22 protein-coding genes are annotated in these 25,348 nt (G+C 72.8%); 11 read left to right on the top strand and 11 right to left on the bottom strand.

The window, feature by feature from the left end:
- Positions 1 to 86 precede the first annotated feature (86 nt).
- Both ACSMXW_RS25040 and ACSMXW_RS25035 read left to right on the top strand, forming a co-directional pair.
- A complete protein-coding gene (locus ACSMXW_RS25040) occupies positions 87 to 1,751 on the top strand; it encodes a DEAD/DEAH box helicase (RefSeq protein WP_485799539.1) in 1,665 nt (554 codons plus the stop codon).
- Positions 1,752 to 2,226: 475 nt separating this feature from the next.
- Positions 2,227 to 3,084, top strand: a complete 858-nt coding sequence (locus tag ACSMXW_RS25035; RefSeq protein WP_485799537.1) for an alpha/beta fold hydrolase — start codon at positions 2,227 to 2,229, stop codon at positions 3,082 to 3,084.
- A gap of 161 nt (positions 3,085 to 3,245) precedes the next feature.
- Here ACSMXW_RS25035 and ACSMXW_RS25030 read toward each other — a convergent pair whose 3' ends face one another.
- Positions 3,246 to 4,190 carry an NYN domain-containing protein gene (locus ACSMXW_RS25030; RefSeq protein WP_485799535.1) on the bottom strand — a complete coding sequence of 315 codons (945 nt, stop codon included), beginning with the start codon at positions 4,188 to 4,190 and terminating at the stop codon, positions 3,246 to 3,248.
- A gap of 402 nt (positions 4,191 to 4,592) precedes the next feature.
- Between ACSMXW_RS25030 and ACSMXW_RS25025 the strand changes: the two genes are divergently transcribed.
- Positions 4,593 to 4,751 carry a hypothetical protein gene (locus tag ACSMXW_RS25025; protein ID WP_189933753.1) on the top strand — a complete coding sequence of 53 codons (159 nt, stop codon included), beginning with the start codon at positions 4,593 to 4,595 and terminating at the stop codon, positions 4,749 to 4,751.
- A gap of 158 nt (positions 4,752 to 4,909) precedes the next feature.
- Here the strand turns inward: ACSMXW_RS25025 and ACSMXW_RS25020 are convergent, their stop codons facing one another.
- The gene (locus tag ACSMXW_RS25020; RefSeq protein WP_485808288.1) at positions 4,910 to 5,770 is read right to left on the bottom strand and encodes a PHP domain-containing protein; all 861 of its coding nucleotides are present in this window, start codon (positions 5,768 to 5,770) and stop codon (positions 4,910 to 4,912) included.
- Positions 5,771 to 6,146: 376 nt separating this feature from the next.
- Positions 6,147 to 6,797 (bottom strand): DUF6758 family protein, encoded by a 651-nt coding sequence (locus ACSMXW_RS25015; protein ID WP_485799533.1) that lies wholly within the window; start codon positions 6,795 to 6,797, stop codon positions 6,147 to 6,149.
- A gap of 168 nt (positions 6,798 to 6,965) precedes the next feature.
- On the opposite strand from ACSMXW_RS25015, the gene ACSMXW_RS25010 reads away from it, so the two are divergent.
- Complete coding sequence (locus ACSMXW_RS25010) at positions 6,966 to 8,360, top strand: MFS transporter (protein WP_485799531.1); 1,395 nt, start codon at positions 6,966 to 6,968, stop codon at positions 8,358 to 8,360.
- 370 nt (positions 8,361 to 8,730) lie between these two features.
- Here the strand turns inward: ACSMXW_RS25010 and ACSMXW_RS25005 are convergent, their stop codons facing one another.
- On the bottom strand, positions 8,731 to 9,441 hold the full coding sequence (locus ACSMXW_RS25005) for a suppressor of fused domain protein (protein ID WP_485799529.1): 711 nt from the start codon (positions 9,439 to 9,441) through the stop codon (positions 8,731 to 8,733).
- A 727-nt stretch (positions 9,442 to 10,168) separates the two neighbouring features.
- On the opposite strand from ACSMXW_RS25005, the gene ACSMXW_RS25000 reads away from it, so the two are divergent.
- Together ACSMXW_RS25000 and ACSMXW_RS24995 are read left to right on the top strand one after the other, a co-directional pair.
- Positions 10,169 to 11,299, top strand: coding sequence for a magnesium and cobalt transport protein CorA (locus ACSMXW_RS25000; RefSeq protein ID WP_485799527.1), 1,131 nt, complete (start codon positions 10,169 to 10,171; stop codon positions 11,297 to 11,299).
- A 149-nt stretch (positions 11,300 to 11,448) separates the two neighbouring features.
- Complete coding sequence (locus tag ACSMXW_RS24995; protein WP_485799525.1) at positions 11,449 to 11,964, top strand: hypothetical protein; 516 nt, start codon at positions 11,449 to 11,451, stop codon at positions 11,962 to 11,964.
- A gap of 156 nt (positions 11,965 to 12,120) precedes the next feature.
- Here the strand turns inward: ACSMXW_RS24995 and ACSMXW_RS24990 are convergent, their stop codons facing one another.
- The gene (locus ACSMXW_RS24990) at positions 12,121 to 12,876 is read right to left on the bottom strand and encodes a hypothetical protein (protein WP_485799524.1); all 756 of its coding nucleotides are present in this window, start codon (positions 12,874 to 12,876) and stop codon (positions 12,121 to 12,123) included.
- A gap of 532 nt (positions 12,877 to 13,408) precedes the next feature.
- On the opposite strand from ACSMXW_RS24990, the gene ACSMXW_RS24985 reads away from it, so the two are divergent.
- The 3 genes from ACSMXW_RS24985 to ACSMXW_RS24975 all read left to right on the top strand — a co-directional run bounded on the left by ACSMXW_RS24985 (position 13,409) and on the right by ACSMXW_RS24975 (position 16,708).
- A complete protein-coding gene (locus ACSMXW_RS24985; RefSeq protein WP_485799522.1) occupies positions 13,409 to 14,743 on the top strand; it encodes a magnesium transporter MgtE N-terminal domain-containing protein in 1,335 nt (444 codons plus the stop codon).
- On the top strand, positions 14,727 to 15,332 hold the full coding sequence (locus tag ACSMXW_RS24980) for a DUF1003 domain-containing protein (protein ID WP_485799520.1): 606 nt from the start codon (positions 14,727 to 14,729) through the stop codon (positions 15,330 to 15,332). The genes ACSMXW_RS24985 and ACSMXW_RS24980 overlap by 17 nt, the downstream gene beginning before the upstream one ends.
- Positions 15,333 to 15,574: 242 nt before the next feature.
- Complete coding sequence (locus ACSMXW_RS24975; protein ID WP_485799518.1) at positions 15,575 to 16,708, top strand: Mrp/NBP35 family ATP-binding protein; 1,134 nt, start codon at positions 15,575 to 15,577, stop codon at positions 16,706 to 16,708.
- Positions 16,709 to 16,815: 107 nt separating this feature from the next.
- Here the strand turns inward: ACSMXW_RS24975 and ACSMXW_RS24970 are convergent, their stop codons facing one another.
- The 5 genes from ACSMXW_RS24970 to sigE all read right to left on the bottom strand — a co-directional run bounded on the left by ACSMXW_RS24970 (position 16,816) and on the right by sigE (position 22,680).
- Entirely contained in the window at positions 16,816 to 17,481 is a 666-nt protein-coding gene (locus ACSMXW_RS24970; RefSeq protein WP_485799516.1) for a hypothetical protein, read from the bottom strand.
- Between the two features lie 397 nt (positions 17,482 to 17,878).
- Positions 17,879 to 18,340, bottom strand: a complete 462-nt coding sequence (locus ACSMXW_RS24965; RefSeq protein WP_485808287.1) for a sec-independent translocase — start codon at positions 18,338 to 18,340, stop codon at positions 17,879 to 17,881.
- Between the two features lie 172 nt (positions 18,341 to 18,512).
- The gene (locus tag ACSMXW_RS24960) at positions 18,513 to 20,474 is read right to left on the bottom strand and encodes a S1C family serine protease (RefSeq protein WP_485799514.1); all 1,962 of its coding nucleotides are present in this window, start codon (positions 20,472 to 20,474) and stop codon (positions 18,513 to 18,515) included.
- A 563-nt stretch (positions 20,475 to 21,037) separates the two neighbouring features.
- Positions 21,038 to 21,973: an anti-sigma factor family protein gene (locus tag ACSMXW_RS24955; RefSeq protein WP_485799512.1), complete on the bottom strand. Its 936-nt coding sequence runs from the start codon at positions 21,971 to 21,973 to the stop codon at positions 21,038 to 21,040.
- Positions 21,970 to 22,680, bottom strand: a complete 711-nt coding sequence (gene sigE / locus ACSMXW_RS24950; protein ID WP_485799510.1) for an RNA polymerase sigma factor SigE — start codon at positions 22,678 to 22,680, stop codon at positions 21,970 to 21,972. The genes ACSMXW_RS24955 and sigE overlap by 4 nt, the downstream gene beginning before the upstream one ends.
- Positions 22,681 to 22,914: 234 nt before the next feature.
- Between sigE and ACSMXW_RS24945 the strand changes: the two genes are divergently transcribed.
- Positions 22,915 to 23,631: an O-methyltransferase gene (locus ACSMXW_RS24945; RefSeq protein ID WP_485799508.1), complete on the top strand. Its 717-nt coding sequence runs from the start codon at positions 22,915 to 22,917 to the stop codon at positions 23,629 to 23,631.
- A gap of 228 nt (positions 23,632 to 23,859) precedes the next feature.
- Here the strand turns inward: ACSMXW_RS24945 and ACSMXW_RS24940 are convergent, their stop codons facing one another.
- Positions 23,860 to 24,027 carry a DUF3117 domain-containing protein gene (locus tag ACSMXW_RS24940; RefSeq protein ID WP_003966491.1) on the bottom strand — a complete coding sequence of 56 codons (168 nt, stop codon included), beginning with the start codon at positions 24,025 to 24,027 and terminating at the stop codon, positions 23,860 to 23,862.
- A gap of 361 nt (positions 24,028 to 24,388) precedes the next feature.
- Here ACSMXW_RS24940 and chcB point away from each other — a divergent pair, with 361 nt between their 5' ends.
- Complete coding sequence (gene chcB, locus ACSMXW_RS24935; RefSeq protein ID WP_485799506.1) at positions 24,389 to 25,225, top strand: 2-cyclohexenylcarbonyl CoA isomerase; 837 nt, start codon at positions 24,389 to 24,391, stop codon at positions 25,223 to 25,225.
- Positions 25,226 to 25,348: the final 123 nt, after the last annotated feature.

Below are 25,348 nucleotides of genomic sequence, written 5' to 3'. Positions count from 1 at the left end.
AGACGTTTCGAGACCTCGGGATCCTTCCCGAGACGGCCGAGGCCCTGGAGGCCGTCGGCATCGTTCATCCCTTTCCGATCCAGGAGATGACGCTCCCGGTCGCCCTCTCCGGCACCGACGTCATCGGCCAGGCCAAGACGGGCACGGGCAAGACGCTCGGCTTCGGCCTGCCGCTGCTGGAGAGCGTCACCGTCCCCGCCGACGTGGAGGCGGGCCGCGCACAGCCCGAGGAGCTCACCGACGCCCCGCAGGCCCTCGTCGTCGTCCCCACCCGCGAGCTGTGCACCCAGGTCACCAACGACCTGCTGACCGCCGGCAAGGTGCGCAACGTCCGCGTCACCGCGATCTACGGCGGCCGGTCCTACGAGCCTCAGGTGGAGGCCCTGAAGAAGGGCGTCGACGTGGTCGTCGGCACCCCCGGCCGGCTGCTCGACCTGGCCGGCCAGAAGAAGCTCAGCCTCCGGCACATCAAGTGCCTGGTGCTCGACGAGGCCGACGAGATGCTCGACCTGGGCTTCCTGCCGGATGTCGAGAAGATCATCGACATGCTGCCGGCGCGGCGGCAGACCATGCTCTTCTCGGCGACCATGCCCGGCGCGGTGATCGGCCTCGCCCGCCGCTACATGTCCCAGCCCACACACATCAGCGCCGCCGAGCCGGACGACCACGGGGCCACCGTCGCCAGCACCGAGCAGCACGTCTACCGCGCGCACTCCATGGACAAGCCGGAGATGGTGGCCCGCATCCTGCAGGCCGAGGGCCGCGGTCTCGCCATGATCTTCTGCCGCACCAAGCGGACGGCCGCGGACATCGCCGAGCAGTTGCAGCGCCGCGGGTTCGCGGCCGGTGCGGTGCACGGCGACCTCGGGCAGGGCGCCCGCGAGCAGGCGCTGCGCGCGTTCCGCAACGGCAAGGTGGACGTCCTCGTCTGCACCGACGTCGCCGCGCGCGGCATCGACGTCGAGGGCGTCACGCATGTGATCAACTACCAGACTCCCGAGGACGAGAAGACCTATCTGCACCGCATCGGGCGCACCGGGCGTGCGGGCGCGTCCGGCACGGCGATCACACTGGTTGACTGGGACGACATTCCCCGCTGGCATCTGATCAACAAGGCTCTCGACCTCTCGTTGAACGATCCGGTCGAGACCTACTCCACGTCTCCGCACCTCTACGAGGAGCTCGGCATTCCCGAGGGCACCAAGGGAGTGCTGCCGCGTTCCGAGCGGACTCGGGCCGGGCTGGAGGCGGAGGAGGTCGAGGACCTCGGCGAGACGGGTGGCCGTGGGCCGCGCGGCCGGGACCGGGGCCAGCGTCGTGAGCGCGACCAGGAGAGCGAGCGGCCGGCGCGGGCGCCGCGGCGGCGGCGTCGTACGCGCGCGGGCGCGCCGGTGGACCCCGGGGCGGACGGGTCCGGTACGGATGCGGGGGCTTCGGCTGCCGCGGACGCCGGGGCCCCGGATGCCCGGGCCTCGGACGCTCCGGCCACTCCGGCCGCTCCGGCCACTCCGGCCGCGGAGGCTTCCGTGGCGGCGGTCGCCGAACGGCCCCGGACGCCCCGGCGCCGGCGTCGGACCCGGGCGGGAGTGCCCGCCGAGGGCGAGGCCGGCGAGGCCGGTGAGTCGTCGGCGGCTCCGGGGGACGGTGCGGGGGCGGGCTCCGGGCCCTCGGAGGAGGGTAAGCCGCGGCGGCGGCGTACCCGTAGCAGGGTTCCGGTCTCCGACCGGGCGGCGGAGCCTACGGAGAGCTGACTCCGGTGGGCCGGTGAGGTCGGCGCGGAGGCGCCGTCGGCGGGCTCGGTCCCTCGCGCCGTCTCCGGCCACCGGCCCGCTGTGGTTGCCGGCGCAGTTCCCCGCACCCCCTCCAGGGCGCTCCGCGCCCCCGGCCCGCAGGCCCCGCCCCCTGCGGCAATCAACCGGCCACCCGCCCACTGTGGTTGCTCGCGCAGTTCCCCGCGCCCCTTTCCAGGGCGCTCCGCGCCCCCGGCCCATAGGCCCAGGCCCCCTGCGGCAATCGGCCGGCCACCCGCCGGTGGGAGCTGAGCGCGCAGTTCCCCGCGCCCCCGGGCCGCGGGTTCTTGCCGTTGGTGCCGGCCGTCGGGCCGCTGTGGCTGAGTGCGCGGGTCCCCGCGTCCCTGTGGCGAACCGTGCCCTCGGCGTGGGTGCGCCGTGGTGTGCCCCGTGCGCGCCCTGCGCGGTGTGGCCGTACGGGGCTACGCTCAAGGTCATGAGCAGGCCCCCTACATTCGTTCCGCCGCCCGGCGCCCGGGCGGACATGTTGCGTACCGAGCGCGGTGACTTCGCGGTGATCGACGCGCCCGCGCGCACCGCGTCGTCCAAGGGGACCGTGCTGCTGCTGCCGGGGTTCACCGGCAGCAAGGAGGACTTCATCGCGCTGCACGAGCCGATCGCCGCGGCCGGCTACCGCAGTGTCGCCGTGGACGGCCGCGGCCAGTACGAGACGAAGGGGCCCGCCGACGACGAGGCCCCGTACGCACAGGAGGAGCTGGCGCGGGACGTGCTCGCGCAGGCCGCGGCCCTCGGGGAGCCGGTCCACCTGCTGGGACACTCGCTGGGCGGCCTGGTCGCCCGCGCCGCCGTGCTGCGCGCCCCGGCCCCGTTCCGCTCGCTCACCCTCGTCGCCTGCGGACCCGGCGCGATCTCGGCGGCCCAGCAGCACCGCGTCAAGGTGCTGCGGGACCTCCTCGCCGTGCAGACCATGGCCGAGGTCTGGGAGACCATACAGCGCGTGGAGCCGCCCGAGGAGCTGGACGTCGACGGCCGCGCGGGCACCCCCGGCGTGCTGCGCCGCCGCTGGCTGCGGAACAGCCCCGCCCAGCTCACCGCCACCGGGCGCCAGCTCTGCGGCGAGCCCGACCGCACGGACGAGCTGGCCGCCGTGCTCCTTCCCAAGCATGTGCTCTCGGGCGAGCGCGACGACGCCTGGCCGGTGCCCGACCTGGACCGCATGGCCCGCCGCCTCGCCGCCCACCGCACCGTCCTCCGCGGCGCCGAGCACTCCCCCAACACCGAGCGTCCCGAGGAGATGGCCGCCGCCCTGGTGACGTTCTGGGACGGCTGCTGACACCGCCGCCCGCCCCCGGCGCCGTCCCCCGGCGGTCACCCTTCGCGGCGCCGTGCGCCCGGCGCCGTCCGACGGCTGCTGACGGGTGTCCGGCTGCTGACGGGTGCTCAGGACTCTTCTGAAGCTCAGGACTGGACTGGAACTCAGGACCGGGCTGGAACTCAGAACTGAGCGTGCAGGTGCTCCCAGAAACCGTCCCGCAGCGCCCGGCGCAGGTCCGACTGGCCGCGCAGCGAGTACTGGAGCAGTCCCTCGGCCTCCACCAGCAGGTCCTGGTCGACCGATCCGGGCAGGTAGGGGTGGCCGGGCAGCAGGTCGGAGAGGGCCTCGTGGCCCCGCGAGCCCAGCCACGTCGCGGCGATGCGGGCGCCCACGAACCAGACGTCCTCCCGGCTCGGCCGGGGACCGCCCGAGCCGTCCGCCGGCACGACCGCGCGCCGGGTCAGATACGGCTTGAAGAAGTCGAGGTCGAAGGTGCGCTGGCTGTCGACCTCCCAGAGCAGCGGCTCCGCCTGGTTGCGGCCCTCCGGGGCCTCGATGCCCCACAGGTGGACGCGGGCGCCGTACCCCTGGGCCGCCTCCACCGCCGAGACCAGGTCCTCGTCGCCCCCGATGAGCGCCGCGTCGCTGATCGCGCGGTGCCTGGCCAGCGACTCCAGGTCGGACCTGATCAGTGAGTCGACGCCCTTCTGCTGGTTGTTGGCGTTGAGGTTGCCCAGCCGGACCTTCACGTCCGGCAACTCGGCGATGGACTGCTGCTCGGCGGTGTGGATACGGCGCCGGGCGCCGTCGTACCAGTAGACCCGCAGCAGCCGGCTGTCCGCGAAGATCGTGCGCGCCCTGTCGATCAGCGCGTCGATCAGGCCCTCGGCGTCCAGGTCGAAGGCGCGGCGGTCCTCCGTCCCCGCGACGAGCCGGCCGGCGGCGGCGTAGAGATAGCCCGCGTCGACGAAGATCGCGTGGGTGGACGGCGTCTTGGCCACCTCGGCGAGCATGCGTTCGAGCAGCGCGTTGGTGCGATCCAGCCGCGCTTCCAGCGCCGCCGTCGCCGCTGTCACCGCTGTGGCGGCTGCCGCCGCCTCCGGTCCGATCCGTTCGTCGTTCATATGGAAGCCATTGTCCGGGGCCCGGCGCGGGGCGCACAAGCCATGACGGTCGGCCGAGGGAACGGTGGCGGCCACCGGGCCCACCCCGGCCCCGCGCGGGCTCACCGCCCCACCGCGGCCCCACCGCGGCTCCACCGCCCCGCCACAGGCCCACCGCGGGCACCACCGGTCGGAGCCTCATGGCACGTGTCAGTAATTAGATACTCGAAAAATTTCCTTAGTGTAGGGAATGACTGCATGGGACAATCCGTTGTACAGGTACGGATGGCAGGGCACGCTAGTCACGCAATCCAGACTTAACGGACGGGAAACCACCCGGCCGCACTTGTGGACAACACTTTTGTCCTATCTCGTACCAGTAGTTCTCCTTCAGGAGGATCACCCAGACGAAGGGAGAAGCCTGTGCGCTTCGAGATCATGCGCCTGGACGACGTCGACGGCACCGCTGTGGACTCCACCGTGGTCGACGCCGACTCCGTCAACCGGATAGTTCAGCAGGCCGCCGCCACCGGGCAGCGCCTCTACATCCGGCCCGCCGAATCTCCCGCCACCGCCTCGTAACAGTCACTGCGCACCACTCGATCGGGCCCCCGCACGCAGCATGGCGTGCGGGGGCCTGTGCGTGCTGCCGTGCGCGCGAGGGGACGTAGGGCATGCGCGCGAGAAGACGCGGCGCATGCGGGCGCGGAGACGCGGGGCACGCGCGCGAGAAGACGCGGCTACGCGCGCGAGGAGACGGGCCTGGCGCCGGTGGCCCGGCGGACCAGCTCCTCGTACACCTCGGGAGCCGTGGTGTGCTCACCGAGGACACAGGTCTTCCGGCTGCCGTGGTAGTCGCTGGAGCCGGTGACCAGCAGACCGAGGTCGCCGGCGAGTGCGCGCAACCGCTCGCGGGCGTCCTGGTCGTGGTCCATATGGTCGGCCTCCAGGCCGTCCAGCCCCGCCTCGGCGAGCTTGGCGATCGACTCCTCCGGCACCGTCAGGCCGCGCTTGGCGGCGGCGGGGTGCGCGAAGACGGTGACGCCGCCCGCGGCCTTGACCAGCCGGATCGCCTCGAAGGGGTCCGTTTCGTGCTTCTCGACGTAGGCGCGGCCGCCGTCCGCCAGCCACTCCTGCGTGAAGGCGTCCGAGACGGTCCGCACGACCCCGTGCTCGACCAGCGCCTCCGCGATGTGCGGCCGGCCCACCGAGCCCTCGCCCGCTATCCGTGAGACCTGCTCCCAGGTGACCGGCACCCCGAGACCCTGGAGCTTCTCGATGATCGCGTGTGCCCGCGGGGTGCGGTCGTCGCGCACCAGCTCGCGCTCCGCCAGCAGCGCGGGCTCCTCGGCGTCGAAGAGGTAGGCCAGCATGTGCATGCTCACGCCGTCCAGGCGGCAGGAGAGCTCGGCACCGGTGACCAGCGTGAGCCGCCGGTCCAGACCGGCGAGCGCGTCGATGGCCTCGGCGTGCCCCCGGGTGGTGTCGTGGTCGGTGAGCGCCACGACGTCGAGCCCGCCCGCCGCGGCGTTGCGCACCAGCTCGGCCGGGCTGTCCGTGCCGTCGGAGGCGGCGGAGTGAGTGTGCAGGTCGATGAGCACGGCGGGCGCTCCAGCTTTGGTGGGGTCCACGGGCCCCTGAAGGATAGCGACCGGTGCGGGCGGGAGCAGGCCGGGTCCGCCGCGGCCGCCGGGACCTCGGGTCGTCCGACCGAAGGGATCCGTCCGGGCCCGGCGGCCCCGCACACCTCGGGGGGTCCATCCGACCCAGCGCCCCGGACGCCTCAGGGGATCCGTCCGGACCCAGCGCCCCCGCACGCCTCAGAGGACGCACCCAGGCCTGGCACCCCCACACGCCTCAGAGGACCCACCCGGCCCCAGCACCCCCGCACGCCTCAGAGGACCCACCCGACTCGGGGCATTCGGAGTCGGTCGGGCGCGTCCGGGGCTTGGGGCTGCTCGGGGCTGCTCGGGGCTGTCAGAGTCGGTCCGGGGCCAGCATTCGGGGGCTGAGGGCGCCGCACGGCAGGAGGTCGACCTCGGCGCCAGCGTCCCGCAGATCCGTGAGCACCATCTCGTCGTACATCAGCAGCCCCGACTGCTCCGGCCACACGATCGCCCAGAGCCACAGCCCGCGGGCCTCGCCGGCGAACACGGCGCGATCCTGCGGGGAGCCGGAGACCGTCCAGAGCGGGGTGGGCCGGCCGGCCGCCAGGACCTTCGCCTGTGGCGGCTTCTCGACACGGAGGTCACCGCCCGGGTCGGGCCCGCGTATGCCCGCATACCGCGCACCGAGCCCCACGCCCAGTTCCTCGGCGACCAGGACCAGTTCCCCGACGCCGCCGAGCGGGCCGGGCCCCGAGCAGGCGACGGCGGTGGCCCGGCCGCCGCTCCTGTCGTCGCCCGCGCAGGCGACGCCTGTGAACAGCCAGCCGACCGGAAGGGGCCAGGGCATCCACACGGGCACGCGGGCCCGGTGCACGACCACGCTCAGGGCCTCGACGCTCGGCGGGATCACGGGCTGCAACGGATGCACCGTCCCGTGCACATCGCACTGCCAGGAGTCGGCGAAGAGTCCGGGAGCCCTGACGCTGCCCCCGCACTTCGGGCAACTGGGTTCGCCCCTCATACCCGCCAACGGTCCTCTCCGGCCGTCGCCGCGTCAAGGACGATCAAACGAATGGCCACTCGTCTGGTGGAGTGATGAGCCGACCAGTTTACATGTAGCTTGCATCTATTAGTGCACCTAACTTATTATATGTAAAGACCAACCATTCGGAGGCGCTGGAGGCCGCGGATGAGCATCAGCACGGAACGAGGCACGGGGCCGGCCGGCGGCGTCGCGCACCACGGACGACAGCCGGCGGAAGAGCCCGTCGCGGCACGCGAACGGCGGTCGGCGGAGGAGCCCGCCGCGGCCGGCGGGCACGGAGCCGCAGAGGATCCCGCCCGCGGGCACAGAGCCGCGGAAGACCCCTTCGACGCCGGGGCCGGCGGGCTGCTGCGGCAGCCGAAGGCGGTGTGGGCGACCGCGGGGGCGTCCGTCGTGGCCTTCATGGGCATCGGTCTCGTCGACCCGATCCTGCCGTCGATCGCCAAGGGGCTCAAGGCGACGCCGAGCCAGGTGTCCCTGCTCTTCACCTCGTACTTCCTGATCACCGCGCTGGCGATGCTGGTCACCGGCTTCGTCTCCAGCCGGATCGGCGGCCGCAGGACACTGCTGGCCGGGCTCGCGCTGGTCGTGGTCTTCGCCGGGCTCGCCGGCACCTCGGGCTCCGTGGGCGCGCTGGTCGGCTTCCGGGCCGGCTGGGGGCTCGGCAACGCCCTGTTCGTCTCCACCGCGCTCGCCGTGATCGTGGGCGCCGCCGCCGGTGGCAGCGCGGCCGCGATCCTGCTCTACGAGTCGGCCCTCGGACTCGGCATGGCCTGCGGGCCGCTGGTGGGGGCGCTGCTCGGTGATGCGAGCTGGCGTTACCCGTTCTTCGGGACGGCGGCACTGATGGCGATCGGCTTCGTGTGCATCACCGCGTTCCTGAAGGAGCAGCCGCGGCCCGCACAGAAGACGTCCCTGCTGGCGCCGCTCAAGGCGCTCGGCCACGGCGGTCTCGCCTCGGCCGCCGCCTCGGCCTTCTTCTACAACTACACGTTCTTCACGGTGCTGGCCTTCACGCCGTTCGTGCTGAACATGAGCCCGTACGGGTCCGGCGCGGTGTTCTTCGCCTGGGGTGTGCTGCTCGCGGTCTTCTCGGTGCTGGTCGCGCCGCGGATGCAGCGGCGGTTCGGATCGCTGCGGGTGCTGGGCGGCTCGCTGGTGCTGCTCGCGGTGGACGTCCTGGTGCTCGGCTACGGCAGCCATACCACGGCCGTCGTCTGCACGATCCTCTCGGGCGCCCTCATCGGCGTGAACAACACCGTCTACACGGAGCTCGCGCTGGGCGTCTCGGACGCGCCACGGCCGGTGGCCAGCGCCGGGTACAACTTCGTGCGGTGGTTCGCGGCCGCAGCGGCGCCCTACCTCGCGCCAAAGATCGAGGAGTGGACCGACATCCACATCCCGTTCGTGGTCGCCGCGGCGACGGCGGCGGTCGGTGCGGTGGTGGTCGTCGCCCGCAGGCGCGCCCTCACCCACGAGGCGGAGGAACGGGCTCCCCGACACGCGACGGAGGACGGAGTCTCGGCCTTCACCGACTGACTCCACCGACCCCCGAACGGCGCCCCGGGGGCCCACCGAACACCCGGCGGGACCCCGGGTTCCGCCGAACGCCCGGCAATGCCCCGGGGGCCCGCCGATCGCCTGGCGGCGCCCCGGAGGGGCGCGGGGAACTGCGCGCCCGGCCCCCGACGAAGCCCGCAGACCGCCACCGCCACACAGGGGCACCCCCGACCCTTCCGGGCCACTACCCGAACAAGGCCACACGCGGCGGAAGCCGCAAGATCCCCCATACACCCGGAGGAGATCCGGGAACACTCCCGAAGGAGCCGGGGACACACCCCGAAACGAGCCGGCCCCGAAAGAGACCGCAAGACGCACCCGCGGCAAGGGTTCGGAGGGAACGCCACGTTCAGTCCAGCCGAACCCCCCGGCGCAGCGGATCCCGCAGATCCGTCCCACCGGTGAGCCACCGCTCCTGGAGCGCCTGCGCCCCATGCACCCGCTTCCACGCCGCCTCGGCCCGCGTCATGGGCAGCAGCGGCAGGAACCGCACGGGTTCCAGGGGCGGGTCCAGCTCAAGGTCCTCGACCAGACCGCCCGGCTCGGCCACCAGCACCGAGCTGAACCGCGCGCCCGGCCACAGCGGCTCCCCCAGGTCCAGCGAGCCGCCGGGCGCCACGACCACCCCCTCCACCTGCGGGGAGGCGGCCAGGACGGCAAGCGGCCTGAGCACCTTGTCGGTGTCGGCGAGGCCCGCACGCACCGACAGCAGCAGCTCGGCGCGCGGACCCCGCACCGGGTCGGCGAGCGCGGCGGTGGGGTCGGTCATCGGCTGGGCGGACATGCCGAGTGTGGCGTAGCGCACAATGCCCCGGCCGCCCACCGGGCCCCGGCCCACCGCCGAGTCCGGACCGCCCACCGGGCCCCGACCCGCCGAGCCCGGGCCGCCTGCTGACCCCGTGTGAGATTGGACACCCTCACCGGGATCGGCCTCGGCGTGGAAGCGCAGCACCTCGATGCGGTCCGCTCCCACGAACGTCACCGCCGCACGCGCGTCGGGCTCCCCGAGAGCGGCCACCAAACGGGCCTCCACCAGCGCCAGAACATCAGCCGTTGCCATGGCGCGAGCATAAGCAGCCCTGCCGGCCACCCCAGCGGCGCCCGGCCGCGCGGCCGTTCGTGTGGCCATCCGGGCGGCCGGGCGCCACCGGTTCACCCCGGCCGGCCGACGGGCGCGCCCCGGTCGCCCGGCCAGCCCCGGCCAGCCCCGGCCAGCCCCGGCCAGCCCCGGCCACCGCGGACCCGCACGCTCCGCGCACCGCAGGACCGGGGCTCCGCCCGTCGCAGTACGCAAGTCCCGGCCGTCGTAGGTATGCAAAACGTCAAAGCGGGTCTTGACACCCCGGCCTGCTGATAGACTCGGTCGCTGGTCGGGGCAGCACGCAGAAGCGTCGCTCTCAGCCCCGACGCTGTGGACATCCCCCATGGGGGACCGGCCGGAGGAGGTGGGACTGCAGTGGACCGAAGTCGACCGTGCAGTACCACCCGCTCTTCCGACCGCTAGTCACGTAGCTCCGTAGTACCGGAAGCTGCCCCCCTGCGTCAGCGTCATGATCATCCGGCGCGTCACGGAAGAGCGCTTCGTGCCCCTCCGATCCTTGTGATCGCCTCCGTCTGCACCAGCAGCGAAGCTGCCACCGCGACGGTGCGGTGCTCCCCGCTTTGTGGACGTGCCAAACTCCCCCCGGTGCAAAAAGTCCCGGCGGGAGGCAACCAGCACGCCGGACGTCCTCATTCCGGGTAGTTCCAGCCGTTGTCGGAGGCCCCGCCCGCGAAGGAGCCTGCCCATGTCGATGATCCGCGACCTGCGTGCCGCCGTCCGCCCCTCGATCCGCAAGGACGGCAGCGACAACGGCCCGTACGACACCGTCCGCGACACCGCGCCGCGTGTCCCGTCCTGCGTGGTGGACTGCGCCGTGTACCGCGAGGGACACCGCGTGGACTCCTCCGGAACCCTCACCCCGCACCAGGCGATGCTGCACGTGCGCAGCAGCGGCGGCTTCGCCTGGATCGGGCTGCACGAGCCGACCGAGGAGGAATTCGCGGGCATCGCCGCCGAGTTCGGGCTGCACCCGCTCGCGGTGGAGGACGCCGTCCACGCCCACCAGCGGCCCAAGCTGGAGCGCTACGACGACACCCTCTTCACCGTCTTCAAGACGATCCACTACGTGGAGCACGCCGAACTCACCGACAGCAGCGAGGTCGTGGAGACCGGCGAGGTGATGTGCTTCACCGGCAAGGACTTCTTCATCACCGTCCGGCACGGCGGCCAGGGCTCCCTGCGCGCGCTGCGGCACCGGTTGCAGGAGGAGCCGGAACTGCTGGCCAAGGGCCCCTCCGCGGTGCTGCACGCCATCGCCGACCATGTCGTCGACGGGTACCTGGCGGTCGCCGACGCCATGCAGGACGACATCGACGACGTGGAGACCGAGGTCTTCTCCGCCCCCGGCAAGAACGGCCGGGGCACCTCGCGCGGTGTGGACGCCGGCCGGATCTACCAGCTCAAGCGTGAGGTACTGGAGTTCAAGCGCGCGGTGGCGCCGCTGGCGCGGCCCATGCAGCTGCTCAGCGAGCGGCCGATGCGGCTGGTCGACCCGGACATCCAGAAGTACTTCCGTGACGTCGCCGACCACCTCGCGCGCGTCCAGGAGCAGGTCGTCGGCTTCGACGAGCTGCTGAACTCCATCCTCCAGGCCAACCTCGCCCAGGCCTCCGTCGCGCAGAACGAGGACATGCGGAAGATCACGTCCTGGGCGGCGATCATCGCGGTGCCGACGATGGTCTGCGGCGTCTACGGCATGAACTTCGACCACATGCCCGAGCTGCACTGGCGGTTCGGGTATCCGCTGGTGATGGGGATCACGGTCGCGATCTGCTTCGGGATCCACCGGACGCTGAAGCGGAACGGCTGGCTGTGAGCCCTCCGCCCGGCGGCTGCCCCGGTCCGGTCCGCTTCCGTTGATCCGGTGACCGGACCGGGCCACGGCGCGGGGTGCCGGGGCACGCGCCCCTGACGTGCCCGGGCTCCGGCACCCCGGACCCGGGCGCGTCTCACTACGCTGGGCCCATGACAAGCGAGCTGCTCGGCCGGGCCCTCGTCGAGGAGGCCACGAAGAAGTCAGGGCTGATCTGGGTGCAGGGCACCGGGCCGGTGCGGGCGCTGTGGCACGTCTGGCACGACGGCGCCGTACACCTGGTCGGCGACGGCCCCGGTGAGCAGCCGCTGCCCGGGCTCGCCGACGGCGGCGAGGCACGGGTGACGGTGCGCAGCAAGGACAAGGGCGGGCGGCTGGTCGTCTGGAGTGCGCGGGTCACCGAGCTGGCGCCCGGATCCGACGCGTGGCAGGCCGCGGCGGACGACCTCAAGGGCAAGCGGCTCAACGCACCGGACGGGGAGGCCGCGGTCGAGCGGTGGGCCAGGGAGTGCCGGGTGCTGCGGCTGGATCCGGTCTCGGCCACGGTGGAGTTCCCGGCGGAGTCGGGGGCCGCACCGCCGGTTCCCACTCCCGCGACCACCCGGGACGCGGTGCCCGCCGCGCTGCCACGGTTGCTGCTGCGGCGTCTACGACGCCGACGGCCCTGAGGGGGCGCGGGCCTTCGGGCCGCCCTTCCTTCCAGGGCTGGTGCGGTCCCGTCCCCTCTCCCGGGCCAGGCCCAGGGGTCCCTTCCCGGGGGTGAGGGTGGTTCGGTACCGTCGGAACGGCTTGTGGGGGTCGCTCGCCGCTGCGGTGAACCGTCCCTATGACGTCGGGAGTGCCTTGCCGTAGTCGACCGTGTCGCCCTTGGCCGGCTCCCGGAGGGTGAACTGCTTGTCCCAGTCCGTGAAGGTCAGCGAGCCCGCGCCGCCCGCGCGCTCCAGGCGCACCGGGCACGGGTGGCCCTCCAGCGAGACCTTGAGCGTGCCGCCCGCGCCGTCGTCCCCCGTGATCGCGACCGTGCGTATGCCGTCCGTCGTGCCGTGGTCGCCCTTGCCCAGCTTGCCGTGCAGCGTGAGCAGCCCGTCCAGCAGGACGTTCTTGTCGGTGAACCCGCTGAGCTGCTGGTATGAGGGGTCCCCCGTCGGCACCCGCACATACTTGCCGCTCAGCTTCGCCGCGGCCGCGGAGTCCGAGTTCCCCTGGCCGCCCTTGCCCCGCCAGAAGGACGCCCCCGCCTTGAGGTAGAGGTGGTCGCCGACCCGCAGCAGCTGGAGCGTGCTGCCCTTGGTGGTGACCGAGCCCACGCCGCCGTTCGTCCTGAGCCGCATGTCGAGCCTGTACGTGCCGCCCTTGCTGACCACCGTGCCCGCCAGCCGCACCGTCTGCGCCGCCCCCGCGGCCTTGCGGGTGTCGGCCTGGATCCGCTGCGGGGACAGCTTGCCCTCGCCGTTGGTGCCCTCGTCCGGATCCCCGCCGCACCCCACGAGGCCCACCCCCGCCACGACCAGCCCCGCCGCCACCATGACCGCCCTGACCGGTACGGCTCGACGGGCACGGCGCAGGGAAAGAGCGATCACGGGGAGGGCTGCCTCTCGTCCGAAGCGGTCAGGGGCGCCGCCGTCGACCATCGTCGCGGGGTCACGCGTCCGGCGGCAGTACGGCAGCGTACCCGTGCCTGAACAGCGGGACGGCCCGAGTCCCGCGGCACCGCCCGCCCCTCCCCGGTGCACCGCCCGCCGAGGCATACCCGACCGGGACGGACTAGCCTGAACCGCATATTGATGGATTGAAATGATGTGACGGACTCACTCGTACGCCGGCACCGCTACCGGTACGCACCGGACTCAGCACCCACCGGGACGCACGAGGACCGGCCACCACCGCGCACCCACCAGAACCGGTCACCACGAAGAGAACACGACAACCGGCCCCCACCGCGAAAGCACGAGAACCAGCCGACTCCACGGAGACAGCCGACACCAGAGAAGCAGCGGACCCCACAGAACCAGCCGACCCCGTAGAACCAGCCGACTCCACGGAACCGGCCGCCCCCGCAGAAGACGCCACGAACACCAGCAGACGCTCCGAACGACCAAGGAGGCGCACAGCATGGCCGCAGGCGCCCCCCGGATCTTTGTCTCCCACCTCTCCGGCGTCGCCGTCTTCGACCCGAACGGCGACCAGGTCGGCCGCGTCCGTGACCTGGTCGTCATGCTGCGCAACCAGGAGACCCGCGCCGAGCGGACCAGCGACGGCATGCGCCTGGAGACCCTGGCGCGCCGCCCGCCCCGGGTGCTCGGTCTGGTCGTCGAAATGGCCACCCGGCGGCGGGTCTTCCTGCCCATGACCCGGGTCACCGGCATCGAGTCCGGCCAGGTGATCACCACCGGTGTCCTGAACATGCAGCGGTTCGAGCAGCGCCCCGCGGAGCGCCTCGTCTTCGGCGAGCTGCTCGACCGCCGGGTGCGCCTGGTGGAGACGGGCGAGGAGGTGACCGTCCTGGACGTGTCCGTCCAGCAGCTGCCCGCCCGCCGCGACTGGGAGATCGACCGCGTCTTCGTCCGCAAGGGCAGGAGCCGGACCTTCCGGCGGCACAAGGGCGAGACGCTCACCGTCGAGTGGTCGGCCGTGACCGGGTTCACCCTGGAGGAGCAGGGCCAGGGCGCCGAGAACCTGCTCGCCACCTTCGAGCAGCTCCGCCCCGCCGACCTGGCGAACGTCCTCCACCACCTCTCCTCCAAGCGGCGCACCGAGGTGGCCGCGGCCCTCGACGACGACCGGCTCGCCGACGTCCTGGAGGAGCTGCCCGAGGACGACCAGATCGAGATCCTCGGCAAGCTCAAGGACGAGCGGGCCGCGGACGTCCTGGAGGCGATGGACCCGGACGACGCGGCCGACCTGCTGGGCGAGCTGCCCGAGGACGACGTGGAGCGCCTGCTGGACCTGATGCGGCCCTCCGACGCGGCCGGCATGCGGCGGCTGATGGCCTACGAGGAGCGCACGGCCGGCGGCCTGATGACCACGGAGCCGATCGTGCTGCGCCCGGACGCCACGGTCGCCGACGCGCTGGCCCGGGTCCGCAACCCCGACCTCTCCCCCGCGCTCGCCGCCCAGGTGTACGTCTGCCGGCCGCCCGAAGAGACGCCGACCGGCAAGTACCTCGGCACCGTGCACTTCCAGCGGCTGCTGCGCGACCCGCCGTTCTCACTGGTCGGCTCGCTGCTCACCAACGACCTCCAGGCGCTTGCGCCCGAGACCTCGCTGCCCGCGGTGGCCGGCTTCTTCGCGGCCTACGACATGGTGGCCGCGCCCGTCGTCGACGAGAGCGGGGCCCTGCTCGGCGCCATCACCGTGGACGACGTCCTGGACCACATGCTGCCGGAGGACTGGCGCGAGACGGACTTCCAGACGGCCGCGGAGGTGACCGATGGCCGCCGAGCGTGACCGCAGGGAGCCCCGCGAGCACCGCGGCCATCGGGAGTACCGGGAGTACCGGGAGCGTGAGCAGCGTGTCGAGCCCGCCGCCCGCCCCGCACGCGCCCGCCTGGACCAGCCGCTCACACCGCGCCGCCGGCTGTTTCCCGAGTACGACCCGGACGCGTTCGGCCGGCTCTCCGAGCGGATCGCCCGGTTCCTCGGCACCGGGCGGTTCCTCGTCTGGATGACGGTCACCGTCGTCCTGTGGATCGGCTGGAACGTGCTCGCCCCGAAGGACGCCCGCTTCGACGAATACCCGTTCATCTTCCTCACGCTGGCCCTGTCCCTCCAGGCCTCGTACGCAGCCCCGCTGATCCTGCTGGCGCAGAACCGCCAGGACGACCGGGACCGGGTCAACCTGGAGCAGGACCGCAAGCGGAACGAGCGGTCGATCGCGGACACCGAGTACCTCAGCCGCGAGGTGGCGGCCCTGCGCAGCGGTCTCGGCGAGGTCGCCACCCGGGACTGGATACGCTCCGAACTGGAGGACCTGGTCAGGACGCTGGAGGAGGCGCGCCCGCCGCAGCGGCCCGACGGCAGCGGCGAGCAGCACTGACTGAGACCCGCCTCACAGCGGCGCGGGCAGCCCACCACCACCCTCAAAGGAACGCGCCTTCGGCGCCGTACCGCCCACCCGTCACCCACCACCACCCTCAAAGGAAAGCGCCTTCGGCGCCGTACCGCCCACCCGTCGCCCACCACCACCCTCAAGGGAATGCGCCTTCGGCGCCGTACCGCCCACCCGTCACCCACCACCACCCTCAAAGGAACGCGCCTTCGGCGCCGTACCATCTACTTATGCTTACGGAAGACGCGGTGCGCCAAGCGCTGGCGACGGTGAACGATCCCGAGATCCATCGGCCCATCACCGACCTGGGGATGGTCAAATCGGTGGAGGTCGGCGCGGACGGCGCGGTCGCGGTCACCGTCTACCTCACGATCTCCGGCTGCCCGATGCGCGAGACGATCACGCAGAGCGTGACGGACGCGGTCTCAGCGGTCGAGGGCGTCACCCGCGTCGACGTCTCCCTGGACGTGATGAGCGACGAGCAGCGCCGCGACCTCGCGACCGCGCTCCGCGGCGGCCAGGCCGAGCGCGAGATCCCGTTCGCCAAGCCGGGCTCGCTGACCAGGGTGTACGCGGTGGCCTCCGGCAAAGGCGGCGTCGGCAAGTCCTCGGTGACGGTCAACCTCGCCGCGGCGATGGCGGCCGACGGCCTCAAGGTCGGCGTGGTCGACGCGGACATCTACGGGCACAGCGTCCCCCGCATGCTGGGCGCCGACGGGCGGCCCACCCAGGTCGAGAACATGATCATGCCGCCGTCCGCGAACGGCGTGAAGGTCATCTCGATCGGCATGTTCACGCCGGGCAACGCCCCCGTGGTCTGGCGTGGCCCGATGCTGCACCGCGCCCTCCAGCAGTTCCTCGCCGACGTGTTCTGGGGCGACCTGGACGTGCTGCTGCTCGACCTGCCGCCCGGCACCGGCGACATCGCGATCTCGGTGGCCCAGCTCGTTCCGAACGCCGAGATCCTGGTCGTCACCACCCCGCAGCAGGCGGCCGCCGAGGTCGCCGAGCGGGCCGGCTCGATCGCCGTGCAGACCCACCAGAAGATCGTCGGCGTCGTCGAGAACATGTCCGGGCTGCCCTGCCCGCACTGCGGTGAGATGGTCGACGTCTTCGGCACCGGCGGCGGAAAGCTGGTCGCCGACGGGCTGACCAGGACGACGGGCGCCACCGTGCCCGTACTCGGCGCCATCCCGATCGACGTACGGCTCCGCGAGGGCGGCGACGAGGGGAAGCCGGTCGTGATCACCGACCCGGACTCCCCCGCGGGCACCGCGCTGCGCGACATCGCCGGCAAGCTGACCGCCCGGCAGCGGGGCCTGGCGGGCATGTCGCTGGGGATCACCCCCGCCAACAAGTTCTGACACCGGCGACGAGTCCTTCCACCGGCGACGAGTTCTGACACCGGCCGACGGTCCTGAGCCGCTGGGCCGGCGGCGGGCGGCCACCGTGCCGCCCGCCGGGGCGGCCGTCAGGCGTACGCCGTGATGTCCTCGATGGCCGAGAAGCCGACGCCGTACGCGCTCATGCCCCGCCCGTACGCCCCCAGGTGGACGCCCTGCGAGGTGGAGCCCGCCAGCACCCAGCCGAACTCGGACTCGCGGTAGTGGAACGGCGTCGCGACCCCGTCCACCGGCAGGGAGAGGACGGCCCAGTCGGGCCCGTCGAGGTCGTCCGCGAGCACCCAGGCGGTCTCGGTCTGCTGCTCCAGCCAGTCGTCCCGCAGGGTGTGGTCCATCTGCCCGGGCCAGGTGACGGAGAGCAGCCCGACGCCGGCGAGCCAGGCCGCGGAGGAGACCGAGGTGGCCTCCAGCACTCCGGAGCCGTCCGCACTGCGCCGCACAGGGCTGGCCCCCACGGTGACGACCACCGCGAACCGCTCCTTGCTGTCGCCGTCGGCGCCCTCGCTGCGCACCGAGGGCTCGTCGCCATGACCGATCGAGCCGTGCTCGACCGAACCGTCCGCCGAGGCGCCGATCTGCATCAGCCAGCGCGGCCCCGCGAACGCCTCGTCCAGGCCGTACCAGCGGAAAGGCGCCATGAGGAAGCCGTCGACCAGGCGGGGCGCGACCGTGGACAAGCCCGGCTCCCCCGGTGTCCTGGGCGGCTGATCACCCATACGGCTCGTCGTTTCCATCTGCCCGCGCGCCTCCTCGCTTCCGTGGGAGCCGGGCGGTCCGCCCCCTCGGGCGGCCCCATCTCGTGGTTCTCCCGGCTCCGCACACCAACAAGGCAGAATAACCACCCGGTCTGCGTGATCAAGGAGAACCAGCCGGTGACGGGAGCACGCCACAGAGATGGCGTAGTGAGGGTGGGCTGCTCGGGGCCACGCCCCGGCCCGGTTAACCCCTCAGGGCCGCGCTCCGTAGGGGCGCCGGGATGTCGGGCAGCTCCCACGCCCTTGAGGCAGTGGGGGAACGACCGGCCACGACGGAACAGTCAGCCCGCCCCTGCCCAAGGGGCCCCCTCGCGCCCGATCCGCGACCGGAAGGGAGACCGCGACCGGCACTGACGCCGGGACTGACCCGCGGCCGTCAGGTCGCGTCCGCGTCGAACGGCGGATGATCCCCGGAAGCAGGCTTCTCCGGCTTCTTGGTCATGTCCACACGCCCGCTCAACGAGGAGGACCCGGACGACGGCGAACCGCCGGAGGCGGAGCCCGAGGATTCGGTGTCGCGCCCGTGCACGGCATCCGCGACGTCCGCCATCTCCTTCTTCAGGTCGAACCCGTTACGGATCTCCTTGAGCCCCAGGTCGTCGTTGTCGAGCTGCTTGCGGATGAACGTCTTGGGGTTGAGGTCCTCGAACTCGAAGTCCTTGAACTCGGGGCCGAGCTCATTGCGGATGTCCTGCTTGGCGCTCTCCGAGAACTCCCGGATCTTGCGGATGGTGCGGGAGACGTCCTGAATGACCTTGGGCAGCTTGTCCGGGCCGAAGACGAGTACGGCGAGGACGACGAGCGTCACCAGCTCAAGTGGGCCTATGTCATTGAACACCTTGCAGCTCCTCGCGATGTCCTCGGCCCGCGGCAGGTCTTCGGCGGCGCTCTTCCGTGGCAGGACGTCCATGGTCGGGACCGGGTCCACGGTACCCGGGGACCCGGTCTGTCCGGTACTCTCCCGGGCCGCGGCCTTGGTCACCGCTCCGGCTTTCCCGGTGTGTTCGCCGTCAGTTTCCCTTTGCGGCGCCGAGCACCAGGGTCACCTTCCGCTGCTGTCCCTCGGTTTCGGGATCCCGGCCGTCGCCCTGAACGGGGGTGCCGCGCTCCAGGGTGAGGACGAGCCGGTCGCCGGGGCGGTGCGCGCGGACCTTCACGATCAGCTCCTCACCCGCGTGGACGCGCTGGCCGTCCACCCGGGTGATGACGTCCCCGGCGCGGATGCCCGCCTTGTCGGCGGGGCCACCCTGGGTGACCGCGGGCCCGGCGTCGTTGCCCCGGTCGGCGACGCGGGCGCCGTCGCCGGTGTACTCCATGTCGAGTGTGACGCCTATCACGGGATGCGTGGCCGTACCGGTGTTGATGAGCTCCTCGGCCACGCGCTTGGCCTGATTGACGGGGATGGCGAAGCCGAGGCCTATCGAGCCCGACTGGCCGCCGCCCAGGCCCTGTCCGTCGTCGGCGGAGCGTATGGCGCTGTTGATGCCGATGACTCGCGCCTTGCCATCGACCAGCGGACCACCCGAATTGCCCGGGTTTATCGGGGCGTCGGTCTGGAGGGCGTCGACATAGCTGACATCGCTCCCGCCGCTCTCCCCCTCGCCCGCGGTGGTGATGGGCCGCTCCTTGGCGCTGATGATCCCGGAGGTCACGGTGTTCGCCAGGTCGAAGGGCGCCCCTATGGCCACCACCGGGTCGCCGACCTGGACGTTGTCCGAGTTGCCGAGCGCCAGCGGCTTGAGTCCCGAGACATGGGAGACCTTGACGACCGCCAGGTCGTAGCCGGTGTCATGACCGACCACCGTCCCCTCGGCCGTCTGGCCGCCGCTGAACGTCACCGAGATGTCGCCCGTCGACCCGGCCGGCTCGATGACGTGATTGTTGGTCAGGATATGGCCCTCTTTGTCCAGGATGAAGCCGGTGCCGGTGCCCTCCTCCGAGGTGCCGCGGACGTGCAGGGTCACCACGCTGGGCAGTGCGCTGGCGGCGATGCCCGCGACGCTGTGCGGGTCCCGGCTCCTGGACTCGACGCCGGCCTGCGGTAGTTCGATGTCCGTGCCGCCGTCGTCGCGCTCCAGGTAGGAGCCCAGCGCCCCGCCGAGCAAGCCGGCGAGCAGCGCGACGAGCAGCACCCCGGCCAGGCCGCGGCGCCGGCCCGCACGCCGGGGCGCGGCCCCGGTCTGGTGCAGCGGCGCGGCCCACGGGTCGTAGGGCTGCCAGCGCCCGCCACCGCCCGGCGCGCCCCCGCCCCCGGGGTACGAGGCGGTCGCCGGTGCCGGGGTCCCCGGTGCGCCGGGGCCGGGGGCCGCCTGGAACCGCGGGTCCCCGGCGTACGGGGGCGTGGGTGCCTGGTACGGGGCGCCCGGGGGTGCCTGGACGGCACTGGGCGGCGTCGGGCCGTGGAGACCGCCCGCCACGGCGGTGCCGTGCGCGGGCGTGGCGCCCGTTGCGTAGGCCCCGTGGGTGAGGGGGCCGGCGGGCGGCTGCGGGCCTCCCAGGGGCGGCAGGGGGGTGCCCTGCGCGGGCGTGGCGCCGGGGTGCTGGACGGGCGGCGCGGGCGCCCAGGGCCCCGGCTCCCCGTACGGCGGTGTCCCGTAGGGGTCGGGGTCGTGCAGGGGCCGCGGACGGTCCTCTGCCGGGTGCTGGTCCCGCGTGGACCCGGCGGCGGGACTGGGGCCGGTGCCGGGGTCCTCCACGGGCACCTGGGCACCGGAGGCGTCGGCTCCGGTGTCATGTCCACCTGGGCCCTCGGTGGCGGGCACACCGGGGTCACCGGGGTCGCCAGGAGCACCGGGACCACCAGGACCACCAGGACCACCGGGAGCACCGGGAGCACCGGGCGCACCGGTCACAGCCCGACCGGAAGCGTCCGGGGCGTCAGCCCCGTCCGCGTCCGCTGTCGGGGCGGTGTCCGGCACATCAGGCCGGGGACGGCTCCACCACGTCGGCTTTGCGGGCTTCCCCTCGTCCATGCTCTCCCCAGACATGACCCCTGGTACGGCCCACGGCCGACCACGCGGCGATCACCGCACTACGACTGTCGACGCCCCGCCCGGAGTCCCGGGGGGCGCGTGCACCCAGGATTCAATCAGGTTCGCGCCCCGCCCCGCAGAGGTACATCGGGGCACGCCCCGTCAGGGCACCCGCCGGGTCCGCCCCGCCCGCGCGCCCCGGCAGGGGCGCGGGGACGGGGCATCTCCCAGCCCTTGAGGCAGTGGGGGAACGGCCAGTCACGACGGTTCCGCCAGGTCGCCACCGCCCTGAGGGGCATCCTCTGTCGCGCCCGGTCGGGGCTCCCACGAAACGAGCCCGACGCACCCGATGACCCTCGCCGCGGACATACGCGCACGCACGGAGCACCGCACACCGGGGCCTGAGCCGCCGTCCAGCGGGCACCTCGCACCGAGCACCGGACACGGAGCACCGAGCACCGAGCACCGAGCACCGAGCACCGAGCACCGAGCACCGAGCACCGAGCACCGAGGCAGGGAACACCGGCACCGGCACCGGCACCGGCACCGGCACCGAGGCAGGATCAGTGCGCCGTGCGCAAACCGGCCCCCGTCCTCTTGGGTGCCGGGTCGAGAAGCTCGCTGGTGATCTCCGGCGACGCACTGGGCGAGCCGACGGCGTCGGCGATGCCGGATGGGTAGGAGGACGTGGGCAGCGCCTGTATCAGGGGGGCGGCCGCGCCGAGGGGCGAGGGCGCCTTGAGCTCCGGGGAGCGGGACGGCGCGGGCATTCCGGGCAGCAGCGGCGCGGACGCGGCGATGGGCGCCGAGGGCAGGCCCGCGGTGGGGCGCTCGGAGGAGCGCGCCACGGGCTGTGGGGCGCTCCTGCGGCGGCCCGCCTCGGCGGACGTCACGGGGCCGCTGGCGCTCAGCGGGGTGGCGTTGCTGGGCGCACCGGCCCCTCCGCCGCTGCCGGCGGCGGTGGGCACGCCCGTCGAGACACCGCCGAGGGCGATGGCGGCCAGTGACACGGCACCGGCCGCGGCGAACGCGAACCGGCGGCCGCGGGACGCCGACCGCTCGGCCTCCTGCCGGCCCACCTCGTGGATGCGGAAGCCGTGCTCACCGTCGGGCAGCGCCGGGGCGGGGGGCTCGGACGGGTCGAGGGAGAACGGATTCCGGTGCCTCGGCCGCAGAGGGTTGAGCGGGTGGGGGGCCGTCACACTGAAGACTCCCCCGCCCCCGAGTCCTCCACCGCCATAGGGGTCTCCTTCGCTGTCATCGCCCCCGGGCAACCCCTGGAGGCGGGCGAGGAAACTCTCCGACGGCGGGGGCGGTGCGGCCTCCGCGAAGACGTTCTTCAGCCGGCGCTGGGCGTCGGCCTCCGCCTTGCACTTGGGACAGGTCGCCAGATGGGCGAGGACCCGCTCGCGGGCGTCATGGCCGAGCTCGCCGTCCACCAGGGCGGCGAGCCGGTCGCCGAGGTGCTGCTCGGCGGGGGTCGAATGCGATCCGCTCACGCGCCTGCGCCTCCTCCGCCCAGGGCGGGGGCGACCACGCCCACGGGCCTGAATCCGCGCCCGCCGGCCCGGCGCTCGGCGCGGGCCTCCGGGGACCGGTGCTGGAGGGCCTTGCGCAGCTGGGAGCGGCCGCGGTGGATACGGCTGCGGACCGTGCCGAGCTTGACGCCGAGGGTGGCGGCGATCTCCTCGTACGACAGGCCCTCGATGTCGCAGAGGACGACGGCGGCGCGGAACTCGGGCGCGAGGGTGTCCAGCGCCTGCTGGACGTCCGCGTCGAAGTGGGTGTCCTGGAAGACCTGCTGCGGGGAGGGCTCACGGCTGGGCAGCCGCTCCGCGGCGTCGTCGCCCAGGGTGTCGAAGCGGATACGCTGCTTGCGGCGGACCATGTCCAGGAAGAGGTTGGTCGTGATGCGGTGCAGCCAGCCCTCGAACGTGCCCGGGGTGTAGGTGGACAGGGAGCGGAAGACGCGGACGAAGACCTCCTGGGTGAGGTCCTCGGCGTCGTGCTGGTTCCCGGTGAGGCGGTAGGCCAGGCGGTACACCCGACCGCTGTGCATGCTGACGATCTCCTCCCAGGAAGGAGGAGTCCACGCCTGTGAATCCGCGTCGGCGGCAAAGGTCGCGGTCTGTGCGGACTCGGCGGTGTCAGCGTTCTTGGTCACGGATTTCGGCTCGCCGGAGGGCCTGAGCAGACGCCTCAGCACTCCTGCCCGGTCTCCGGTCTCAGCCGCACCTCCCCTGTCGGCTCTGGTGGTGTCCACTAGAGCCCCTACCATAGCCACCTCGCCCGTTAGCTCCGAATAAGCGTTCTTACGCGACATTGGTACGCGCTTCTGGTCTTGCGTCTCGACTTGCTCGCGGCTTCCGTCCACCCGAACCCCCCGCTTTTCTTCACCACCCCCTAACAACGTCCGGTCCCGGCTGCGCGTTCCCACCGGGTGGCGGAACCTCCCGGCCGAGCGGAGCCGAGGGCGGGGGAGGATACAGTCACGGCCAGGCAACTACGGGGACGGGAGAGGGCCATTACCGGCAAGCGGCAGACGAGCTGGGCGTTCGCCGACGCCTTTGTCGCCGAGGACGACGCGCTGCGCTGGGCCCGTGACCGGGCCCGGGAGGCGGGGTTGCGCCCGGTGTCGCCCGGTACCGGTGCCGCGCTGCGGCTGCTCGCCGCCACGGTGGCCGCGAAGGCGGTGGCCGAGATCGGCACCGGCACCGGCGTCTCCGGAATCCATCTGCTGCACGGTATGCGCGCGGACGGCGTGCTGACGACCGTGGATCCCGAGCCGGAGCGGCAGCAGTTCGCGCGCCAGGCCTTCCGTGCCGCGGGATTTGCAAGCAATCGCGCCCGTTTCATTCCCGGCCGCGCCCTGGACGTCCTGCCGCGACTCGCGGACAGTGGCTATGACCTCGTGTTCTGTGACGGTGACCGTTCGGAGTGCCTCGATTACCTAGACGAATCGTTGCGTCTGCTACGGCCCGGTGGGCTGGTCTGCTTCGAGGGGGTCTTCGCCGACGGCCGCACGATCGGCTCGGGACCGCAGCCCGCCGAGGTGGTGCGGCTGCGAGAGCTGGTGCGGGCGGTGCGCGAGAATCCGGAGCTGGTGCCGTCTCTGCTGCCGGTGGGGGACGGTCTGCTCTGCGCGGTCAAGCGCTAGCCCGGCGCCGGAGCCGCCGGGCCGCGCTGCGCCGGAGCCGCCGGGCCGCGCTGCGCCGGAGCCGCCGGGCCGCGCTGCGCCGGAGCCGCCGGGCCGCGGGTGCAGGGGGACACGCGCGGCCGGGGCGGGGATCGGGCGGGCACGGAGTGCGGTCACATGGTGCGGACACCAGTGCCCCAGCGCGCAGCGGGCGCCGGGGCACTGGGCGGGTATCGGGCTGCTTCCGCGTCAGCCGACGACCTTCTTGAGGGCGTCACCAAGGGCGTCTGCCTCGTCCGGGGTCAGCTCGACCACGAGCCGACCGCCGCCTTCGAGCGGAACGCGCATGACGATGCCCCGCCCCTCCTTGGTCACCTCGAGCGGGCCGTCGCCCGTCCGCGGCTTCATGGCCGCCATGCTCGTTCCCCTTCCTGAAACCAGCTCATCTCAGCCGACGGCCCCCTGCAGGGCGCGCACCGCCCGTCACGGGCAGGCGTCACCGGCATCGAACACATTGCTTCCTGGCCATTATCCCGCATCGCACGACCCAATGAACAACATCGTTCGGCATCGCTTAGGCAACGCGCTTCCGCAAAACCACTCAATTCGGCGATGTGGTCGCGAAGGCCGCCGTGATGCCCTCTCCCCGCGCCTTCTTCACGTGGTTTTTCTTTGACGCAGGTCACATGTTGCGCACTCTTCCGGTGCGGCGCTCTCCGCCATGCTGTGCGGGGAATGCCGAAGCAGAGGGCTGAGCCGCGAACCGAAGGGACCCGCCATGGCCGATACCGTGCTGTACGAGGTGCACGACGGACTCGCCACCATCACGCTGAACCGCCCCGCGGCGATGAACGCCATGAACACCGAGGCCAAGGCCGCGCTGCGGGACGCCGTCCGGGCCGCCGCGGCGGATTCGGGGGTACGGGCCGTGCTGCTCACGGCGGCCGGGGACCGGGCCTTCTGCGTGGGGCAGGACCTCAAGGAGCACGTGGGGCTGCTGACCGCGGCCCGCGAGGGGGACGGCGGTGAGCACGCCGCCGTCGGCGGGGGCGCGCGCGGGAACGTCATGAGCACGGTGCGTGAGCACTACAACCCGATCGTGCGGGCCCTGGCGGGCATGCCGAAGCCCGTGGTGGCGGGCGTGAACGGCGTCGCGGCGGGCGCGGGATTCGGCTTCGCGCTCGCTGCGGACTACCGCGTCGTGGCGGACACGGCGGCCTTCAACACCTCCTTCGCCGGGGTGGCGCTGACCGCGGACTCGGGGCTCTCCTGGACGCTGCCGCGGGTGGTGGGGCCCGGGCGGGCCGCCGACCTGCTGCTGTTCCCGCGCAGCATCTCGGCGCAGGAGGCGTACGAGCTGGGGATCGCCGGTCGTGTGGTGCCCGCCGCCGATCTCGCCGCCGAGGCGCGGACGGTGGCCCGGACGCTGGCCGAGGGGCCGACGCTCGGGTATGCCGCGATCAAGGAGTCGCTTGCCTTCGCGGCCGGGCACACGCTGGAGGAGACATTGGAGAAGGAGGACGAGTTGCAGACGCGGGCCGGGGCGTCCGAGGACCACGCGATCGCCGTGCAGGCGTTCCTGGCGAAGGCCCGGCCGAGGTTCCTGGGCCGCTGAGGGCGGGCGCCCGCGTCGGGCCGGTGCGGGCGCCCTTCGGGCGGGTTCGCCGGCGGGGTGAGGCGGGTCGGCACCGCCGGGACCGACCGTCGTGGTTCCTCGCCATCGCGGCGGGGGTGTGCG

It is taken from the genome of Streptomyces sp. DSM 116793, assembly GCF_057320905.1.
Note: the sequence above shows the minus strand (reverse complement) of the source record. Positions and strands in the feature narration are given on the sequence as shown.